Below are 18,442 nucleotides of genomic sequence, written 5' to 3'. Positions count from 1 at the left end.
TCCGTTGAAATATCAATTTCAGTTACGATTGCTCCCAACTTTTTGAATAATTTTCGAGCCGAGCCGACATAACCGGTGTAGCCTTCACGCAGCGAAGCTGTTGGAATAAATGCGACTTTTTTATTTTCAATTTCTTCCTTTATCAGACTTCCTACACTTGAAAAGTGCGAACATAAAAACAGTTTCATCAATATTCTCCTTTATATATAAATTCGCGTTTGTGGAGCGAAGCGGAACAATGAAAGCCCCAGTGGGGCTTTTAAGTGACAGAACGGTCTTGCGTAGCAAGATGGAGGGGCCTCGCCCCGACAAGTTTCGATTTGTTGAATCAAGTATAGCATATTGCGAACAAAAAAAGCAAAGCTGTGAATGCATGATATTATCCCGCATTGACAAAACTGCGCAGAATCAGTACAATAAAACATAGCTATCCGCAAATTTTTTGCATGAGAATAAAGGAGCGTTTTTCTATGCCGAGCAATAAAGTCCGCACCCGTTTTGCGCCGTCGCCCACGGGTTATATGCACGTTGGCAACCTGCGCACTGCCCTGTACACCTACCTGATGGCCAAGCACGAGGATGGCACCTTCATCCTGCGCATCGAGGATACCGATCAGGGCCGCTATGTGGAGGGCGCTGTGGATGTCATCTACAACACCCTGCGGGAGACCGGTCTGCTGTGGGACGAAGGCCCGGACATCGGCGGCCCCGTGGGCCCCTATGTGCAGAGCGAGCGCATGGGCATGTTCAAACAGTATGCCGAGCAGCTGGTGGCCGAGGGCAAGGCATATTATTGTTTCTGCACCGAGGAGCGTCTGGAGGCCCTGCACGCCGAGCAGCGCGCCAATGGTGAGATGACCCACTACGACGGCTGCTGCCGCGACCTGCCCAAGGAGGAAGTGGAAAAGCGTCTTGCTGCCGGGGAACCCTATGTTATCCGCCAGAAGATCCCCCGCGAGGGCGTGACCGGCTTCGACGATGTGGTGTACGGCCACATCGAGGTGAACAACAGCGAGATGGACGACCAGATCCTCATCAAGACCGACGGCATGCCCACCTACAACTTTGCAAATGTGGTGGACGATCACCTCATGGGCATCACCCACGTGATCCGCGGCAGCGAGTATCTGTCCTCTACCCCCAAGTACAACCTGCTGTATCAGGCGTTCGGCTGGGAGATCCCCACCTACATCCACTGCCCGCCGGTCATGAAGGATGCGCAGAATAAGCTTTCCAAGCGCAACGGCGATGCCAGCTATCAGGATCTGGTGGCAAAGGGCTACCTGACCGAGGCCGTGCTGAACTACATCTGCCTGCTGGGCTGGAGCCCCAAGGGCGAGTATGCCGAGCAGGAGATCTTCTCCCTGCCGGAGCTGGTCAAGATCTGGTCTCCGGACGGCATCTCCAAGTCTCCGGCCATCTTCGATCCCCTCAAGCTGCGGGCCATCAACGCGGAATATATCCGCCGCCTGTCCCCGGAAGAGTTCCAGAAGAAGGCGGAGCCGTGGATCGACAAGGCCGTGCACACCTCTATCGACAAAAAGCTGCTGTGCGCAAACCTGCAGCCCCGCTGCGAAGTGCTGGGCGAGATCCCGGAGCAGCTGGATTTCTTTGATGCGATGCCCGAGTACGATGTGAGCATGTACGCCAACAAGAAGCAGAAGACCACCCCGGAGACCGCCAAGGAGGCACTGGAAGCCCTGCTGCCTGTGCTCAGCGACGAAGCACTGGATTTTGGCAATCGCGATGCCGTCTTCGATGCCTGCAAGGCCAAGGCTGAGGAACTGGGCAAGAAGAACGGCTGGCTGCTGTACCCGCTGGGCATTGCCCTTTCTGGCAAGCAGCGCACCCCCGGCGGCGGCACCGACCTTGCCTGCATGATGGGCCGCGAAACCACCCTTGCCCGCGTAAAAGCGGCAATTGAAAAGCTGAACGGCTGATTTTTGCCATAAAACCACAAAGCTCTGCAGCATTTTTGAACGCTGCAGGGCTTTTTTGCGTCTTTGGGCCGGTTTGCGGCAGAACACTGCACCGCGCCAAAAATCGCCGCGCGCCCGCGCTACAGTATATGCAGAAAGCGCGGGGAACAGAACCACAACGCCCCGCCGGAAAGCGGGGAGTTTTTATGACAGAGCGGATGGGTCTGGCAGCGGTCGGGCGGCAGAACAGACAGCGGGCAGCACTGGCACGGCGGGCAGAGCTGCGCCCGGCAGCGCGCAGGCTGGCGGCTGTGGCAGTGGGATTTGCGGGCGGCTGGGCCGTTCTGTACGGTGCACTGATGCCTTTTGGTCTGGGCTTTGTGCTGGGCTTTGCAGAGGACTGCTTTGCCCCCTGTGCGGCGGGTGCGGCGCTGGGTGTACTGCTGCACGGGTTTGGCGCGCTCTCGCTGCGCAGTGTCTGTATGCTGTGCGCACTGGGTGCTGCAGTGGCAGCGCGGTGGATGGGTGCCAGAACACTGACCCCAGCGGTGCTGGCGGGCTGCGGCACGCTGGTGGGTGTGGCGCTGTGCTTTGCCTTTGGCGGCGGCGGGGCAGAGCTGGTGTTTTACAGTGCAGCAGATGCCCTGCTGGCCGCAGCCATGGGCTTTTGTCTGCGGCAGTTCGCGCCCGAAAAGCCGGGTGCCGGGATGCTTCTGGTGGGTGCGGCCGCAGCGGCGGCGCTGGGCAGTGTGCAGCTGTGGCAGCTGCTGCCGGGCGTGATCGTCTGCGCGGCGCTGGAACTGTATTTATGCAGCAAAGGGCAGGCCAAAGCCGCGCTTGCGGCCTGCGCGGTGCTGGGCGCTGCGCTATGCGCGGCAGACCCGGCTCTCAGCTTTGCGGCATCCGGCCTTGCCTGTGCCACGGCGGCAGCGGCGGTGCTGGCACCCGGACGGCGCATGGAAACGGTAGCTGCCTACGCGGGCGGCTGCGTGACCGGTGCACTCTGTGTGCAGCCGCCCGGGAGCGCGTTCCAATATCTGCTGAACGTCTGCATCGGCATCACGGCCGTAGCGGCCATGCCCGCAGCATGGCTTGTGCCGGAGCCGGAAGAAAAGCCGCAGGCAGGGCAGGCCCAGCCGCAGCAGTACAGTGCAGCGGCCACCCGGCTGGAACAGGTGTCCCAGAGCCTTGCATCGCTGGCAGAGACCGTGAACGATGTCTACGAAACGCTGCCGCACCGGCGTGAGGATTTCCATTGGGTAATTGATAATACACATGATACCCTTTGTTTTAACTGCGGACGGCGGGATACCTGCTGGAAGCAGGAGTATGCCGCCACGCTGGAGGGCATGGAAGCACTGCGCCCTCTGCTGGAAAGCAGCGGCGGGCTGGAAACGACTCAATTGCCCGGGCAATTATCCCGGTGCATCCACCCGGCAGCACTGTGCGCAGCGGCAAACCGCTCCTTTGCGCTGTACCGCAGCCGCAAGGAGGCCCGCCTTCATGCCGAAGCCATGCGCACTGCCCTGACCGAGCAGTACAGCGCCGTGGCCGAAGCGCTGGGCGTGTTGGGAGAACAGCTGGGCCGTCCGGGCGACCCGGAACCCTATAAATCCGGCCGGGTGGCGGACTTTTTTGCGCAGCTTGGCACTCCGCCGCAGGAGTGTGCCGTCACGCTGGATGATCTGGGCCGCACCCATGCGGCGGTCACGCTGCCGCGCACCCGCTTCTCGGCGCAGGAGCTGGCCGCGCTGGCCGGGGAGGTGGGCCGCATCTGCCGCCGCACGCTGGAAGTGCCGCAGGTGCTTTCCTGCAAGGGAATGACCACCCTGCTGTTCAGCGAAAAGCCTGTGCTGCGGGCCGTGTTCGGCATGGCGGGCGCGGCGGCGCGGGGCAGTATTTCCGGCGATGCGGTGCAGCAGTTCTGCAGCCCGGCGGCAGCGCAGATGATCCTGTGCGACGGCATGGGCACCGGCAGGCCTGCAGCCGTGGATGGCAACCTTGCCGCCGAGCTGACGGCCCGGCTGCTCAAGGCGGGCTTTACCGCAGAGCTGGCGGCAAGGCTGGTCAACGTGGCCCTTGCCCTGAAAAGTGAGGATGAGAGCGGTGCCACGCTGGACCTCATCAGCGTGGATCTTTACACCGGCACGGCAAGGCTGTTCAAGGCCGGTGCGGCACCGGGCTTCCTTGTGCACGGCGGGCGGGTGCGTGCTGTGGGCGACACCAGCCTGCCGGTGGGCATTCTGGGCGGAGTGAACGGCCAGAGCCGGGTGGTGCATTTGACGGTGGGCGATTATGCGGTGCTGGTCTCGGACGGGCTGCTGGTGGACGGCCCGGGCTGGGTGGCAAAGCAGCTGGAGCTTTCCGCTGCGGCAGGAGATGCGCCGGAAAAAGTTGCAAAAACGCTGGTGGAAACGGCCCGCGTGCGCGCCCAGAAGACCGGCAGGCCGGATGACATTACGGCGGCGGTGCTGCGGCTGGAAAAATGCGTTTGATGTTCATACAAACTTCGTTGATTTTCGATGGAGGAGAAGGTATACTATGGAAGCATAGAAACAAAACGGGAGGACAGAAACATGCTTACCATAACCGTAGCGCAGGATGGCAGCGGCGATTTTGCTTCGGTGTCCGAAGCGGTGCTGGCCGTGCCTTATGCCTGCGCAGCAGAGATCCGCATTGGCCCGGGCGTTTACCGCGAAAAGCTGGTGTGCGAAAAACAGGATATCACCCTGATCGGCGCAGGCATGGAAAGCACCCGCATCGTGTGGGGCGACGGCGGCAAGCTGCCGCACCCGGACGGCAGGCCCACCCACACCTTCCGCAGCTATACCGCGTTTTTCCGGGGGATAGAACTGCGGGTGCGGGACCTGACCATTGAAAACGATGCCGGCCCCGGGGCAAAGGTGGGGCAGGCCGTGGCGGCTTATGTGGACTGCTCACACACCCTCTTTGAGAATGTGCGGCTGCTGAGCAATCAGGATACGCTGTTCTGCGCCCCTCTGCCGGAGAAGGAGCGGGAGAAGGATGGCTTCCTTGGCCCGGGCCGTTTTGCGCCCCGCCGCCCGACGGCCCAGTATTACCGGCACTGCGAGATCGCGGGAGATATCGATTTTATTTTTGGTGGCGCGGACGCTCTGTTTGAGCAGTGCACCATCCGCACCGTGAATAACCACCTGCCTGCAAGCTACGTCACGGCTCCCTCGGGCCGTGCCGATGGCCTCGGGTTTGTGTTCTGGGACTGCGACTTTGTTTCGGACGACTGCCCGGCGGGCACGGTGTTTCTGGGCAGGCCGTGGCGGCCCACCGGAAAGACTGCCGTGCTGGACTGCCGCCTTGGTGCACACATCGCGCCGGAGGGCTTTTCGCCCTGGCAGAGCCGCACCGACTCGGATCTTGCCTGCTTTGCGGAAGCGGGCAGCACCGGCGAGGGCGCAGCAGCGCGCGGTGCATGGGTGAAGCAGCTGGACAGCCAGCAGGCCGAAGAGCTGCTCAGATGTGCACGGAAACTTTGCAGACCGGAATAAAAGCTGAAAATATAAAATAATGTATAAAACGGATTTGAAGGATCTTCTATGAAAAAACTGCCGAATTTTGTCAAATGGATCATCATTCTGGCGGCACTGGCCGCAATGGGCTGGATGATGTGGGCTGTGAATGATCGTGCCTCCCGGGTGGAAATGCCCGCACCGGATAATACATTCGGAATTTATCACACAGCAGATTCCAGCCAGTAAATCATTTGGAATGGCCGCAGTATTGCGGGCAGAAACGATGCTCTATAGAAAAAGCAAAAGCCGGGACGACCACACGGTCATCCCGGCTTTAAAATTATTCCTGATTATTCCTGCCCGGCCATCTCGGCTGCATTGGCGGGCAGGTCGTTCATGATGAACCAGAACGTAGTGCCCATGCCGATGGCACTCTGCACACCAAAGCGGAAGCCGTGCTGCTGGAAGATGGCCTTGGTGATGGAAAGGCCCAGACCGGTGCCCTGCTTGCCGGCATCCGAACGGGAGCGGTAGTACCGATCAAAGATATAGGGCAGGTCGTCGGCAGAGATGCCGGGGCCGTGGTCCTCCACCTCGATCCGCACGCCCTCGGTGCAGCGCTGGGCCCGCAGGATGAAGATGCCGTCTTTGCCGATGTGGTGCATGGCGTTGCCCAGCAGGTTATGCAGTGCGCGCTGCATCATGTTGGGGTCTGCGTAAACGGGCAGTTCCTCGTCCGGCAGCTCCAGCTGGAGCTGCCAGCCGTTCTGGGCGCAGATGGCATCGTACCGTTCGCTCACCTCGTCGCACAGCTGGCCCATATCAAAGTGCACGCGCTCGCATTTGTCGGCACCGCTGGTCACCTTGCTCAGCTCCATCACGCTGGAGACCAGTGCGGTCAGGCGGTCGGTCTCGTCCACGATAATGTTCATCTGCTCATCGCGGTGGGCCTTGTCGTCGCCGGTAATGTCGCGCACCGTCTCGGCATAGCCCTTGATAAGGGTCAGCGGGGTGCGCAGGTCGTGGGAGACGTTGGCCAGCAGGTCGCGCTGCATCTGCGAAGAATGCTGCACCTCGCTTGCCATGTGATTGAAGTCCCGGGCCAGATCGCCCAGCTCATCGCTGCGGCGGGTATCCACCTGCACGGCATAGTTGCCCATGGCCATCTGGCGGGCAGCGCTGGAAAGCTGGCGCAGCGGTTTTGTGAACCACTCACTGAACAGCCATGCTGCCGTCATGGCAAAGGCAAAGATCAGCGCCGCTGCCATGGGCAGCACGGTGCTCAGCACCCTGCCGGCTTCAGCCACATGCACAAGGCTGGTAGTGACCAGAACGGTGTACTCGCCGCCGGAGGTGTTGCGCCCTACCAGCAGCTGTGCCGAGCCGGAGAGCCGCGGCGGATTCAGGGTCTGCACAAAGCCGCCGGTGGTGCGGCATTTCTTGCGCATGGCCACAGCGGTGGAAACGATCATATCGTTGTTGGCGGAATCCGAGAGCAGCGTTTCGTGCAGGTTGCAGTAGGACTGGTTCTCGATCTTATAGATCGTGCGCATGGTGGTATCGGAAATATCCACACAGAAGCTGTTCAGCGAACCGCTGGCGTACAGCTGGGTGGCAAGCCGGTCAAAAAACGTGGTGTTGACCGTAAGATGGCCAAAAGACCATGCCGAAAGGGCTTCGCCGTTTGCAATAGCCTTGTCCAGCTCGGCGGTGATGCTTTCTGCCTGAGTGGTCAGCTGTTTTTCAATGTGCTTGGTGTACAGCGGTTCCAGCAGCTGGGTGGACAGAAACCACACCAGTGCCAGCAGGAACAGACAGATACAACACAAAAACCACATCAGCTGGCCGCGGATGCCGGGGGAGTGATGGTGCCGCATGAATCCTCCGCTCCTTTATCAGCGCGTTGCGTCGGGGTCGAATTTGTAGCCGATGCCCCACACGGTAGCAATGTAGCTGCGGCACTTGCCCAGATGGCCCCGCAGCATTTTGACATGGGTATCCACGGTGCGGTCCTCGCCAAAGTAGTCGTAGTTCCACACCTTCTGCAGGATCTTTTCACGGCTGAGGGCGATGCCCTTGTTGGAAGCAAGGAACACCAGCAGGTCGAACTCCTTGGGGGTCAGGGCCACCTCCTCGCCGGAAACGCGCACCGTGTGGCTGGCCGTGTCGATGGTCAGCTCACCAAAGGTCATGGTGTCGGAGGCAGCGGCGGGCTTGGGCATGGTGCGGTTCAGCACGGCCTTGACGCGGGCTACCAGCTCACGGGGAGAGAAGGGCTTGACAACGTAGTCGTCGGCACCGCTCTCCAGGCCGGCCAGCTTGTCGTATTCCTCGCCGCGGGCGGTCAGGATGATGACCGGTGTGTTGATGTGGCGGGCGCGCATCTCCCGCAGGCAGGTCATACCGTCCATGAACGGCATCATCAGGTCCAGAATGACCAGATCGAAGGCTCCGCCGGAAAGCTGGGTCAGCGCAGCTGTGCCGTCGGCGGCTTCTTCACAGATATAACCGGAATATTGTAAATGTTCACGGATCAGCTCGCGGATGCGCGGCTCATCGTCAACGATCAGGATCTTAGCCATAATACAGACACCTTCCTCAATAATAGACTTCTTGACCAGAATATCATACAGCAAGAATAAAAAAAAGCTGTGAAGTTTGCGTGAATGCTTTTCAAAAAAAGTGCCCGCAGCGGCGGGCTGCTTCCAGTACCAGTATACCACAGAAAAACGGCCCTGCACAGCCAGAGTTTGCGGGGCAGACCGCAGGCCCAGCCGGATGGTGGTGCTTTCCGACCTGCACAATTCCGAGTTTGGCGCATATAATAGTGAGCTTGTGGATAAGGTGCGGCGGCGCTGGCCTGCTTTTATCTGCGCATCCCGGTGGGCCATGTGGAAGCCGGACTGCGCACCTACGATCTGGATTCCCCCTATCCGGAGGAGTTCAACCGGCAGGCGGCACCGAGAACATTTCCAGCGTGGCACACTGCATGATCCGACTGCGGTTCGCGGTCAAGGACCTGAACAAGGCCGATCAGGAAGCGCTGAAGAAAATCCCCAGCGTGCTGTCCGTCACCCCAGCGGCATGATGTTCTGCGGTGCAGTGCCCAGAAACGCCGGTGCCTCCGGCGACGCAGCGGTCAGGTTCGTCTTGCTCACCTTCCACCACAGGCGGGTGGTGCCGTCCGGCGCGGTAAAGATCAGGTTCCAGTCAAAGGGATTCTCGCTGGTGGAGTTCAGCTGCACCGGCAGAGCGTTCGGCGCAGCTGGTGCGCAGGGGGCAAAGTCGTGGGCGCGGATGCCCACGGCGGTGCAGGTTTCCGGCACCTCGGCGGCAAGGTGAAGGGGCGCATCCCAGCCAGTCAGGCGCACGGTGTGGGCATCCACGCGGGTGCAGGACAGAATGTTCTTGCAGCCGGTCAGCCGTGCAGCGGTGGTGCTCTGCGGGTCTGCAAACACCTCTTTGGTGCCGCCGGTGCGCAGTACCTGCCCGCCATCCATCACGATCATATCCCGGCACAGGCGGTAGGCTTCGTCACGGTTGTGGGTGACCAGCAGCACCGTGCCGCCAAACCCGGCCAGCAGGCTGCCCACTTCGCCCTCCACTTCCTCGCGCAGGTAGCTGTCCAGCGCACTGAACGGCTCGTCCAGCATCAGAATTTTGGGCCTGCCCACAAGGATGCGTGCCAGCGCGGTGCGCTGCTGCTGTCCGCCGGAAAGCTGGGCCGGGTAGCGCTTGGCAAGGGATTCCAGCCGCATGGCCTGCAGCATTTCGGCGCAGCGGGCCTTGCGGGCGGCCTTGTCTTTTTCGGCTTTCAGGCCGCAGAGCACGTTCTGCTCCACGGTCATGTTGGGGAACAGTGCGTAGTTCTGGAACAGCAGGCCCACGCCGCGCTGCTGCGGCGGCAGGTCGATGTGCTGGGCGCTGTCAAACAGCACCCGGCCGCCCAGTACGATGCGGCCCGCATCCGGCTTTACGATACCGGCAATGCAGCGCAGGGTCATGCTTTTGCCGCAGCCGGACGCGCCCAGAATGGCTGTGGCGGTGCTGCGCGCGGCAAAGTTGGCGTGAAGGGTAAAGCCATCCAGCTTTTTGGTAATGTTCACTTCAAGACTCATGCGCGGCCACTTGCTTTCTGTTTTTTCTCCAGCAGATTCACGGCCAGCAGCACCACTGCCGAGATCACGATATCCACCAGCACCCAGCGCATGGCACCGGCTTCGTCGTTGGTGCGCCACAGCTGGTACACGGTGGTGGCAATGGTGGCGGTCTTGCCGGGGGTGTAGCCTGCGATCATGCTGGTGGCACCGTACTCGCCCAGCGCGCGGGCAAAGGCCAGCACCGTGCCGGCCAGAATGCCTTGACGGCAGCAGGGCATCCGCACCCGCCAGAAGATCCACACGTCCGACTGGCCCAGCGTTTGCGCCGACCATGCCAGCGTTTCGTCAAAGCTTTCAAACGCGCCGCGCGCCGTGCGGTACATCAGCGGAAAGGCCACCACGATAGATGCAAAGATGGCACTGTACCAGTTCATGACCAGCTTCACGCCGAAATGCTCCATGAAAAAGGCACCCAGCGGCCGCTTTGCGCCGAACAAAAGCAGCAGAAAATAGCCCACCACCGTGGGCGGCAGCACCATGGGCAGGGTGAGCACCACGTCCAGCGCGCCCTTGACAGTGCGCGGCAGCTTGGCAATATAGTAGGCGGCAAAAATGCCAAGGAAGAACACCGCCGCGCAGCTGACGAGGGCGATGCGCAGGCTGTTCCAAAGGGGATACCAGTCCATAAATGATACCTCCGAATAAAAAGGCTTCCCCCGGAGGGGAAGCTCTGAAAAACAACGAATTTACAGTGCGGTGAAGCCCACGCTCTCGAACACGGTCGCGGCGCGGTCGGTCTGCAGATAGGCCAGAAACTCCCTGGCAGCCTCGGCGTTGGGGGCGGCCTTCAGCACGGCGGCAGGGTAGATCACCTGACCGCACATCTCCTTGGTGGCCTCATCCACGGGGGTCAGGCCTGCGCTGTAGGCATCGGTGCAGTACACGACACCGGCATCCACGCTGGCTTCGGTGATCTGGGTGGTGACCTCCTTGACGTTGGAGCCGTAGGTGATGACACCGGCTGCGGCCAGTGCTTCCTCGTCCAGATCGTAGTAGGCAAGGATCTTCTGGGTGTACTGGCCCACGGGCACATCGCTGTTGCCCATGCAGAACAGAATGTCCCCGGCCTTGAGGTGCTCGGCCAGAGAATCGAAGCTGTCGATGCCCTTATCGCCATTCTCGGGCACGCACAGAACGACCTTGTTCTCCAGCAGGTCCACGCGGGAATCGCTGTCCACGAAGTCCAGTCCTTCGGTGTTCACATCGGCGGAAGCGGTGCTGTCCAGCTGGTTCATCTGCTTCTGACCGGCGGAGATGAACAGGTCGCAGTCCGCGCCTTCCTGGATCTGGGTCTTGAGGGTGCCGGAGGAGTCGAAGTTGAAGCTGAAGGTCACGCCGGGGTTCTCGGCAGAGTAGATCTCGCCGATGGCGGTGAGGGTCTCGGTGAGGGATGCGGCGGCAAACACGATCAGCTCCATGGATCCACCGGTAGCTTCAGAAGAAGCAGCGGCAGAGCCTGCCACGGAAGATGCAGTGCTGGAAGCGGAGGAGCCGCAGGCGGTCAGGGCCGCAGCGGCACCGGCGATACTGGCAGCAGCCAGAAAGCTGCGGCGGGAAATTTTAGTGTTGTTCATGATAAGCGCTCCTGTTTTTAAAATGAATCTTTGCATTTGATACGGTACAGGATGCGGTGCCGCCCACCGGGATACTTTTTTACTTCCGGGCGCATTCGCCGTCCAGCCCGGCGGCAAGGCGGATGCCGTGCGCAAGGCTGGGCAGGATGTACTCGAGGTTTTCTTTTACGGCCTTAGGGCTGCCCGGCAGGTTCACGATCAGGGTCTTGCCGCGCAGCACGCTGACACCGCGGCTGAGCATCCCGCGCGGTGTGATGGTAAGGCTATGGTACCGCATGGCCTCGGCAATGCCGGGCGCGTTGCGTTCGGCTACGCTCAAAGTCACCTCCGGGGTGATATCCCGGGGTGCAAAGCCGGTGCCGCCGGTGGTGAGGATCAGGTTCACCTGACGGGCATCCGCAAGGCGCAGCAGCTGGGTTTTGAGCTGGGCGGCATCGTCCGGCAGAAGCAGCGTTTCTTCCACCTTGTAGCCTGTGGCGGTGAGCATTTCCACAATGAGCGGGCCGCTTTTGTCCTCCCGTTCGCCGCGGCTGCCCTTATCGGAAAGGGTGATCACCGCCGCGCGCAGGGGCAGGTCTGCCGGGGTGGGCAGCAACTTCATCTCGTCGCCGGTGTGGATGGTGCCGCCTTTTACCACCCGTGCGAACACGCCCTCCCGCGGCATGATGCAGTCGCCGGTCTGCTGGCGGATGGCGCAGTCGCTGTGGCACTCCTTGCCGATCTGGGTCATTTCCAGCACGGCATCCCCAATGGCAAAAAAGCTGGGCACCGGCAGGGTGGCAAGATCGAACCCTGCCACCACCAGATTTTCGCCAAAGGCACCGTAGTCCACCCAGAGCTTTTGACGGAAAGCTTCAATTTTTTCCGCGCTCAGCAGGCTGACCTGCCGGTGCCAGCTGCCGCCGTGGGCATCGCCCACAATACCCCACTCCGGGGTGAGAACAGCGGACGGCACCGGCGTTTTCAAGGTGCCGCGCCGGGGGCTTGTGCAGATAGCCAGAATTTTACCCATAAATTTGTGTTATCCTCCGATCCGGTACATCCCTCGTGTGGCGGGCATGGAGCCTTGGCCGAAGTGATGTTCCCGGGGTTTTGCCAGAATCGTGTTTTGAATGGCCTGCAAAAGGGCCGCGTCGTCCGCGCCGCTGCGCAGCAGAGCACGCAGATCGGTGCCGGATTCGCTGGCAAGGCACGGACGCAGAAAGCCCTGACTTGTCAGCCGCACCCGGTTGCAGGAAGCGCAGAATTTGCCGTGCACGGCAGCAATCAACCCAATGCTGCCGCGCCAGCCGGGCGCAGAATAATACACCGCCGGCCCATCGCCAAAGGCCGCACCGGTCACCGGCTGCAGCTGCGGCCAGCGGCGGCAAAAGCGCTCCAGCAGTTTCGGGCCGGAAAGGCCGGGCAGCCCGGCACCAAAGCCAATGGGCATCATCTCAATAAAGCGCACCTGCAGCGGATGCTCCTGTGCGAGGGCAGCAAGGCTTTCCAGCTCGCCCTCGTTCACGCCGGGCTGCGGCACACAGTTCAGCTTGACCGGAATGCCGCTGGCAAGGGCCGCCCGGATGCCGTTTTGCACGGCGGCAAGCTCGTCTTTGCCGGTGATGCGCCGGAAGGTCTCCGGGTGCAAGGTGTCAAGGCTGATGTTCACGCTGTCAAGGCCCGCCGCCAGCAGGGCGGGCAGCTTCTGGGCCAGCAGCACGCCGTTGGTGGTAAGGGCAACGCGGCGGATGCCGGGAATGGCTTTCAGGCCCGCCGTCAGTTGTTCCACGCCCCGGCGCACCAGCGGTTCACCGCCGGTGATGCGCACCGTGTCGATGCCGCACTGGGCGAACAGCGCAGCCAGCCGCAGAAATTCCTCATAGGTCAGAATATCTTCGTGAGCCAGCTTTGGCACGCCGTCCGGCATACAGTAGCGGCAGCGCAGGTTGCACAGGTCGGTGACCGAAAGGCGTAGATAGTGGATATTGCGGCCGTATGCATCAAACATAGCCGCCCTCGGCCCGCACATAGTGCCCGCTCTTGCCGCCGGTCTTCTCGACCAAGTGGATCTCGCCCAGCTCCATGCCCTTATCCACGGCCTTGCACATATCGTAGATGGTGAGCAGCGCGGCAGAAACGCCGGTAAGAGCTTCCATTTCCACGCCGGTCACGCCGATGGTCCTGGCGGTGCACACGGCCTCTACGGCCTGCTGTTCGGGCAGAAGGTGAAAATCCACAGTCAGCTTGCTCAGCGGCAGCGGATGGCACAGGGGGATCAGCTCACTGGTGCGCTTGGCCGCCATGATGCCTGCAATGCGGGCCACGCCCAGCACGTCGCCCTTCTGGGCGGTGCCGTCCCGAACAGCGGCAAAGGCTGCCGCATTCATAGTGATGATGCCGCGGGCCACAGCCTGCCGTGCAGTGACGGGCTTTTCGCTCACATCCACCATCACGGCGCTGCCGGACGCATCAAAATGAGAAAGTTTTGTTTCGCTCATAATTTTTACCTTGATAAAGATCTCCCCTTTGGGAGAGCTGGCAAAGCCGTAAGGCTTTGACTGAGAGGGTTTCAGCAATGCCCGAAGCCGCAGTTGGGCCAGTGGCATTCGGCGCAGCCTAAGCACAGCCCGCCCTCGCCCAGCCGGGCAATGTCCTCGGCAGTGATGGGGTCGTCGGCCAGCAGGCGCGGCAGCAGCAGGTCAAAAATGGTGCGCTTGGCGTACATCACGCAGCCGGGCAGGCCGCACACCGGCACACCGTCCAGATAGCTCACAAGGAACATGGCACCCGGCAGCACCGGTGCGCCATAGGTGATGATCTCGGCACCGGTGTTCTTGATGGCAAGCGGCGTGCGATCGTCGGGGTCTACGCTCATGCCGCCGGTGGTAAAGATCAGCTCGCAGCCTGCGGCCTTTGCTTCCAGAATGGCGGCGGTGATCCCGGCGGGGTCATCGTCGCAGGTTTTGTGATAGGTCATCTCGCAGCCGTATTCGGCCAGCTTGCCCACCAGAATGGGGGTGAATTTGTCCTCGATGCGTCCCTTGAATACCTCGCTGCCGGTGGTGATGGCCGCAAACTTTTTCGGGTGGAAAGGCAGCACGTTCAGGATGGGCTCGCTGCCTGCCGCAGCCTGCATGGCATCCATCTTCTCCTGCTCGATCACCAGCGGGATGATGCGGGTGCCGGCCAGCTTCTGGCCCTTTTTCACGGGCAGGTCGCCGTGGATGGTAGCGATCATCATTTGGGGTGTGCGGTTCACGGCCAGCAGGGCGGCGCGGTCGATCTTCAAAAGACCGTCGCAGTCGGCAACCAGTTCGATCTTGCCTTCCTTCGGCTCAGTGCCGTGGATGTTGCGGCCCGCCGCTGCCTTGTACAAAAGGGCAGCGGCTTCGTCCTCGTGCAGGATGCCGGGGCGCTTCTCCCAGACATAGAGATTCTCTTTGCCAATGGAAAGCAACACGGGGATATCCTCCGGCTGGACGATGTGCCCTTTGCGGAAGCGTGCTCCCTTGAACTGGCCGGGAATGATCTGTGTAATGTCGTGGCAGAGCACCTGCCCGACAGCGTCTTCGGTACGGATGAGTTTCATGCAGAACCTCCGTTACAGGGACGGCATCTGGTTCTCGATCCAGTCTGCCAGAGCAGCAGGATCGTCCAGTGCGAAATCAGCGCCCGGCACATCGCCCACGATGGCCATGGGCTGGAACGCGGTGCCCACCGGGCTGACCGAGCTGCGCACCACTTCGATCTTGGCCCAGCCGCTGTCGCCAAAGCCTTCCAGCAGTACAAGGTCGTAGCCGTGGCGCTCGAACAAAGCCAGCAGGTCCTGCTCGTTCAGGCGGAACTGCTCGGTAAGCAGATAGCGCCCGGCAGTAAACACGGCCACACCCTCGGCACCGGCCTCATGCAGGCGGTCGGTCTCGGCGGGCAGGCGCAGATCGTCAGCCTCGCGGATCATGCCCACCTTCAGCCCGCGGCTCTTGAGCACCGGCAGCAGCGCGGCCAGCAGAGCGGTCTTGCCGCTGCCTGCGGAACCGCTGACAGCCAGCACTGCCGGATGCTTGAAGCTCAGTTCGGCGGCAAGCGCCTGTTTCTGTTCACTGTACAAAAGTATCACCCTCCGTTTTATCCCATCGGCAAAAACTGCCGGTTCACTCCTCAATGCGCACAAAGCGCGGCTGCACTTTGCCGTCCCGCTCCACGGTCTCGCACCACATGGCGGCAGGACGCACCCAAAGCCCGCGTTCCCCGTACAGGGCGCGGTACACCACCATTTCCTCTTCGGTCTCGCTGTGGCGGGCCATGCCCAGCACTTCGTATTCGTTGCCCTTGAAATGCCGGTAGCGGCCCGGCTGCACATTATATTTGAATGCTTCCATGTTATCCTCTTTTACACTGACACGCGGCATTCCGGTGCAGAATGCCATATTTATAATCAGTATAGCATATTTCAGCACGGCAAAAAAGGCTTTGGCAGGAAAGATGGAGAAAAAGGCGGCAGGCGGCGGCAAAAGCCGGGAGACAGAGTTGGGTGCTTGAACTGCCGCGCCACAGATGCTATACTGAAACGATAAGGGGATACCCCCCTGAAAAAGCTCTGAAGATAAAGGAAAAAGCCCTATGAGGATCGGACTTATTGAATTTCTGCTCATCCTTGCCATTGCGTCGCTCACCATCGGGCCGCAGGTGGCATTGTTCGTGGATCGCTGGATGCGCCGGGCAAACCGCGCCAATGCCCGCGCTGCCCGCCGCCGTGCCGAGTATGCGGCCCAGATGGCGGTGGAGCGGGACGCGCTGCTCAAGCGGTTCCGCACGGCCAGCACGGTGTTTGGCGTGTGCATCCTGCTGGCGCTGGTGTATGCACTGGTGTTCCGGCCCATCGATACGCCGCCACAAGGCTACACCGCGCCGGATGTCCGGCAGGACACCGGTGCAGCACAGACGGCTCTTGCCGCCGATCATAAGGGAACGCTGGAACTGGGCGAATATCAGGGTGTGGACTGCATCCGCACACAGGACGGCCTTGTGTATGCCGCAGCATACGACGGCGCAGCCTTAAAAAAGCGCACGAGCGACCTTGTGCGCACCGACGGCGGACACGATGCGGCCATCCTTTCCGTGGACGGTGAGCTGACCGGTTTTGCCTTTGACGGCAGCGGGGACCTGTGGCTGAGCATCCTCACGCCCGGCGGCGGCAGCCTGTGCCGCGCCGCCCACGACAGCTGGGGCACGGCGGTGGAGCAGGTAGTGACCCAGATCGACGGTGCACCGCTGGGGGCTGTCTCAGCGGTGGAAGCCGCGCCGGACGGCAGGATCTACTTTGCGGTTGCTGCCAGTGCCAGTGCCGCGGACGGGCTGGAGAGCACTCTGCGCACCGAACTGCTGGCCCACACCGGCACGGGCTGCGTGTATGTATACGACCCGGCAGCACGCACGGTGCAGAAAGTGCTGGGCGGTGTGGCCGGTGCTTCCGGGCTGGCCCTGAGCCGGGACGGCAGCACGCTGTTCGTGGCTGACCTTGGGAACCGCTGTGTGTGGAGTGCTGCCGCCGATGCCCGCGACCTGACGGCGGGCGGTAAAAACTGCCAGAGCTTTGTTTCCGGCCTGCCGGGGTATCCCGGTGCGCTTGCTATGGATGCAGACGGCACCCTGTACATCGGCTACCGGTGGGCGCGCAGCAGCTGGCTGGAAAAGAACGCCGACAGCACCCTGCTGCGGGGCATTGCCCTGCGTGCAGGCCGGAATCTACAGGAAAAGCTATTCAGCCTGCCTGCCGATGCGCCCTGCGCGGAAGCTGTAGATACGGCAGACGGCAGCTGGAAGCGGACGGTCTCCAGCAAGGGTGCAGGCGGTGTGACAGCTCTGTGCCCGGTGGAGAGCAGGCTGTATCTCGGCCTTGCAGGCAGCGAAAAGGTGCGCAGTGCAAATCTTTGATTTTTGATAAAAACCGAGGTGTTTTTTATGACAGAAGAATTCAAAAAACAGATCGAGATGCAGGCCCGGCAGGCAGTGACCGAACTGCTGGCCGAAGCAAAGCTGAAAAAGGGCGATGTGTTCGTGGTGGGCTGCTCGTCCAGCGAGATCGTGGGCGGGCACATTGGCAAGGATTCCAGTCTGGAAGCCGCGCAGGCCGTGTACGCGGGCGTTGCCCCAGTGCTGGCCGAAAACGGCATCTGGCTGGCTGCGCAGTGCTGTGAGCATCTGAACCGCGCTATTATCATCGAGCGCGAAGCCGCCGAAAAATACGGCTGGGAAGAGGTGTGCGTGGTGCCGCGCCCCCACGCAGGCGGCAGCTGGGCCACTACCTGCTGGAAGAAGTTCCGGGAGCCGGTGGCCGTGGAAGAGATCCGTGCCCATGCAGGCATTGATATCGGCGGCACCCTGATCGGGATGCACCTGAAGCGGGTGGCGGTGCCGGTGCGGCTGAGCCTTTCCAAAATTGGTGAAGCGAACATTCTGTGCGCCCGCACCCGCCCGAAGCTCATCGGCGGCGAACGCGCCAAGTATACCGAGGAGGACTGAGCAGCATGGCAGAAAAAAATCTGGAACAGATGAAGGAAGCCGTGGCAGAGATCCGGGAGAAAATGGCGGCAGCCGCCCGCGAGGCAGGCCGCGACCCGGCGGCGGTGCAGCTGTGCGCCGCCTGCAAGACCCGCACGGCACAGACCGTGGCTGAAAGCGCAGCCCTGCCCATTGATGTGTTCGGTGAGAACCATGTGCAGGAGCTGTGCGCAAACTTTGACGCAGGTGCTTACTGCGGCAAGCCCAGCCACTTTATCGGCCATCTGCAGACGAACAAAATTAAAAAAGTGCTGGGCCGTGCCAGCCTCATCCAAAGCGTGGACAGTGAGCATCTGCTGAACGCCATCGAGAAGGAAGCAGCCAAGGCCGGCATCGTGCAGGACGTGCTGCTGGAGGTGAACATCGGCGGGGAGGAGAGCAAGACCGGCGTGGCACCGGAAGCGCTCTGGCCGCTGCTGGATGCTGCTGCCGCACAGGAGCACATCCGGGTCAAGGGGCTGATGGCCATTCCGCCCGTGAACGACGACGATACCCGCAACCGCCGCTATCTGGCCGAGGTGTACAAGCTGTTTGTGCAGGCTGGAGAGCGCGGCTATTCCAACGTGTCCATGGAGACCCTCTCCATGGGCATGAGCGGCGACTTTGAAAACGCCATCCGGGAGGGTGCCACCCTTGTGCGCATCGGCACCGCCATCTACGGCGAGCGGGATTACAGTAAAAAGTAAGAGAACGAACCCTCTCCGTCATTGCTGCGCAATGCCACCTCCCCCGAAAGGGGGAGGTTTTGTACAGCTTCC

General features: G+C 61.4%; 20 protein-coding genes and 1 pseudogene. 9 read left to right on the top strand and 12 right to left on the bottom strand.

Annotated elements, in window-relative coordinates:
• On the bottom strand, positions 1-188 hold a 188-nt coding region (locus tag WMO17_RS11315; RefSeq protein WP_349138129.1), incomplete at its 3' end, for a Type 1 glutamine amidotransferase-like domain-containing protein.
• Positions 189-470: 282 nt separating this feature from the next.
• On the opposite strand from WMO17_RS11315, the gene gltX reads away from it, so the two are divergent.
• From gltX to WMO17_RS11295, 4 genes are all read left to right on the top strand, one after another.
• Positions 471-1,940, top strand: a complete 1,470-nt coding sequence (gene gltX, locus WMO17_RS11310; RefSeq protein WP_082210819.1) for a glutamate--tRNA ligase — start codon at positions 471-473, stop codon at positions 1,938-1,940.
• A 185-nt stretch (positions 1,941-2,125) separates the two neighbouring features.
• On the top strand, positions 2,126-4,414 hold the full coding sequence (locus tag WMO17_RS11305) for a SpoIIE family protein phosphatase (RefSeq protein ID WP_349138128.1): 2,289 nt from the start codon (positions 2,126-2,128) through the stop codon (positions 4,412-4,414).
• 81 nt (positions 4,415-4,495) lie between these two features.
• Positions 4,496-5,443 carry a pectinesterase family protein gene (locus WMO17_RS11300; RefSeq protein ID WP_349138126.1) on the top strand — a complete coding sequence of 316 codons (948 nt, stop codon included), beginning with the start codon at positions 4,496-4,498 and terminating at the stop codon, positions 5,441-5,443.
• 48 nt (positions 5,444-5,491) lie between these two features.
• Positions 5,492-5,653, top strand: a complete 162-nt coding sequence (locus tag WMO17_RS11295; RefSeq protein WP_005937708.1) for a hypothetical protein — start codon at positions 5,492-5,494, stop codon at positions 5,651-5,653.
• 104 nt (positions 5,654-5,757) lie between these two features.
• Here WMO17_RS11295 and WMO17_RS11290 read toward each other — a convergent pair whose 3' ends face one another.
• Together WMO17_RS11290 and WMO17_RS11285 are read right to left on the bottom strand one after the other, a co-directional pair.
• Positions 5,758-7,284 (bottom strand): sensor histidine kinase, encoded by a 1,527-nt coding sequence (locus WMO17_RS11290; RefSeq protein WP_154256606.1) that lies wholly within the window; start codon positions 7,282-7,284, stop codon positions 5,758-5,760.
• 18 nt (positions 7,285-7,302) lie between these two features.
• Positions 7,303-7,989 carry a response regulator transcription factor gene (locus WMO17_RS11285; protein ID WP_044953253.1) on the bottom strand — a complete coding sequence of 229 codons (687 nt, stop codon included), beginning with the start codon at positions 7,987-7,989 and terminating at the stop codon, positions 7,303-7,305.
• Between the two features lie 270 nt (positions 7,990-8,259).
• Here WMO17_RS11285 and WMO17_RS11280 point away from each other — a divergent pair.
• Together WMO17_RS11280 and WMO17_RS11275 are read left to right on the top strand one after the other, a co-directional pair.
• Positions 8,260-8,364, top strand: a pseudogene (locus tag WMO17_RS11280) (UDP-N-acetylglucosamine 2-epimerase); the annotation flags it as partial.
• A 20-nt stretch (positions 8,365-8,384) separates the two neighbouring features.
• On the top strand, positions 8,385-8,495 hold the full coding sequence (locus WMO17_RS11275; protein WP_349138124.1) for a hypothetical protein: 111 nt from the start codon (positions 8,385-8,387) through the stop codon (positions 8,493-8,495).
• Here WMO17_RS11275 and WMO17_RS11270 read toward each other — a convergent pair.
• From WMO17_RS11270 to WMO17_RS11230, 9 genes are all read right to left on the bottom strand, one after another.
• A complete protein-coding gene (locus WMO17_RS11270) occupies positions 8,479-9,525 on the bottom strand; it encodes a sulfate/molybdate ABC transporter ATP-binding protein (RefSeq protein WP_120081472.1) in 1,047 nt (348 codons plus the stop codon). The genes WMO17_RS11275 and WMO17_RS11270 overlap by 17 nt on opposite strands.
• Positions 9,522-10,193: a molybdate ABC transporter permease subunit gene (modB, locus tag WMO17_RS11265; RefSeq protein WP_120081473.1), complete on the bottom strand. Its 672-nt coding sequence runs from the start codon at positions 10,191-10,193 to the stop codon at positions 9,522-9,524. The genes WMO17_RS11270 and modB overlap by 4 nt, the downstream gene beginning before the upstream one ends.
• 60 nt (positions 10,194-10,253) lie before the next feature.
• Entirely contained in the window at positions 10,254-11,141 is an 888-nt protein-coding gene (modA, locus tag WMO17_RS11260) for a molybdate ABC transporter substrate-binding protein (protein WP_120081474.1), read from the bottom strand.
• 79 nt (positions 11,142-11,220) lie between these two features.
• Positions 11,221-12,153, bottom strand: coding sequence for an MOSC domain-containing protein (locus WMO17_RS11255; protein ID WP_120081475.1), 933 nt, complete (start codon positions 12,151-12,153; stop codon positions 11,221-11,223).
• A 9-nt stretch (positions 12,154-12,162) separates the two neighbouring features.
• Positions 12,163-13,131, bottom strand: a complete 969-nt coding sequence (gene moaA / locus WMO17_RS11250; protein WP_120081476.1) for a GTP 3',8-cyclase MoaA — start codon at positions 13,129-13,131, stop codon at positions 12,163-12,165.
• Positions 13,124-13,621 (bottom strand): cyclic pyranopterin monophosphate synthase MoaC, encoded by a 498-nt coding sequence (gene moaC / locus WMO17_RS11245; protein ID WP_097774263.1) that lies wholly within the window; start codon positions 13,619-13,621, stop codon positions 13,124-13,126. The genes moaA and moaC overlap by 8 nt, the downstream gene beginning before the upstream one ends.
• Positions 13,622-13,692: 71 nt before the next feature.
• Complete coding sequence (locus WMO17_RS11240; protein WP_120081477.1) at positions 13,693-14,712, bottom strand: molybdopterin-binding protein; 1,020 nt, start codon at positions 14,710-14,712, stop codon at positions 13,693-13,695.
• 12 nt (positions 14,713-14,724) lie between these two features.
• Positions 14,725-15,240: a molybdopterin-guanine dinucleotide biosynthesis protein B gene (locus WMO17_RS11235; protein WP_243112038.1), complete on the bottom strand. Its 516-nt coding sequence runs from the start codon at positions 15,238-15,240 to the stop codon at positions 14,725-14,727.
• Between the two features lie 34 nt (positions 15,241-15,274).
• On the bottom strand, positions 15,275-15,502 hold the full coding sequence (locus WMO17_RS11230) for a DUF1653 domain-containing protein (protein ID WP_154260621.1): 228 nt from the start codon (positions 15,500-15,502) through the stop codon (positions 15,275-15,277).
• 241 nt (positions 15,503-15,743) lie between these two features.
• On the opposite strand from WMO17_RS11230, the gene WMO17_RS11225 reads away from it, so the two are divergent.
• From WMO17_RS11225 to WMO17_RS11215, 3 genes are read left to right on the top strand one after another with little or no spacing between them, the layout of a single operon-like run.
• On the top strand, positions 15,744-17,057 hold the full coding sequence (locus WMO17_RS11225; protein ID WP_349138121.1) for an SMP-30/gluconolactonase/LRE family protein: 1,314 nt from the start codon (positions 15,744-15,746) through the stop codon (positions 17,055-17,057).
• 27 nt (positions 17,058-17,084) lie between these two features.
• Entirely contained in the window at positions 17,085-17,645 is a 561-nt protein-coding gene (locus WMO17_RS11220) for a TIGR01440 family protein (protein ID WP_294648544.1), read from the top strand.
• A gap of 5 nt (positions 17,646-17,650) precedes the next feature.
• Positions 17,651-18,370: a YggS family pyridoxal phosphate-dependent enzyme gene (locus WMO17_RS11215; protein WP_294648543.1), complete on the top strand. Its 720-nt coding sequence runs from the start codon at positions 17,651-17,653 to the stop codon at positions 18,368-18,370.
• Positions 18,371-18,442: the final 72 nt, after the last annotated feature.

This window comes from Faecalibacterium faecis, assembly GCF_040096475.1.
In the GTDB taxonomy this organism is placed as follows: domain Bacteria; phylum Bacillota; class Clostridia; order Oscillospirales; family Ruminococcaceae; genus Faecalibacterium; species Faecalibacterium taiwanense.
Note: the sequence above shows the minus strand (reverse complement) of the source record. Positions and strands in the feature narration are given on the sequence as shown.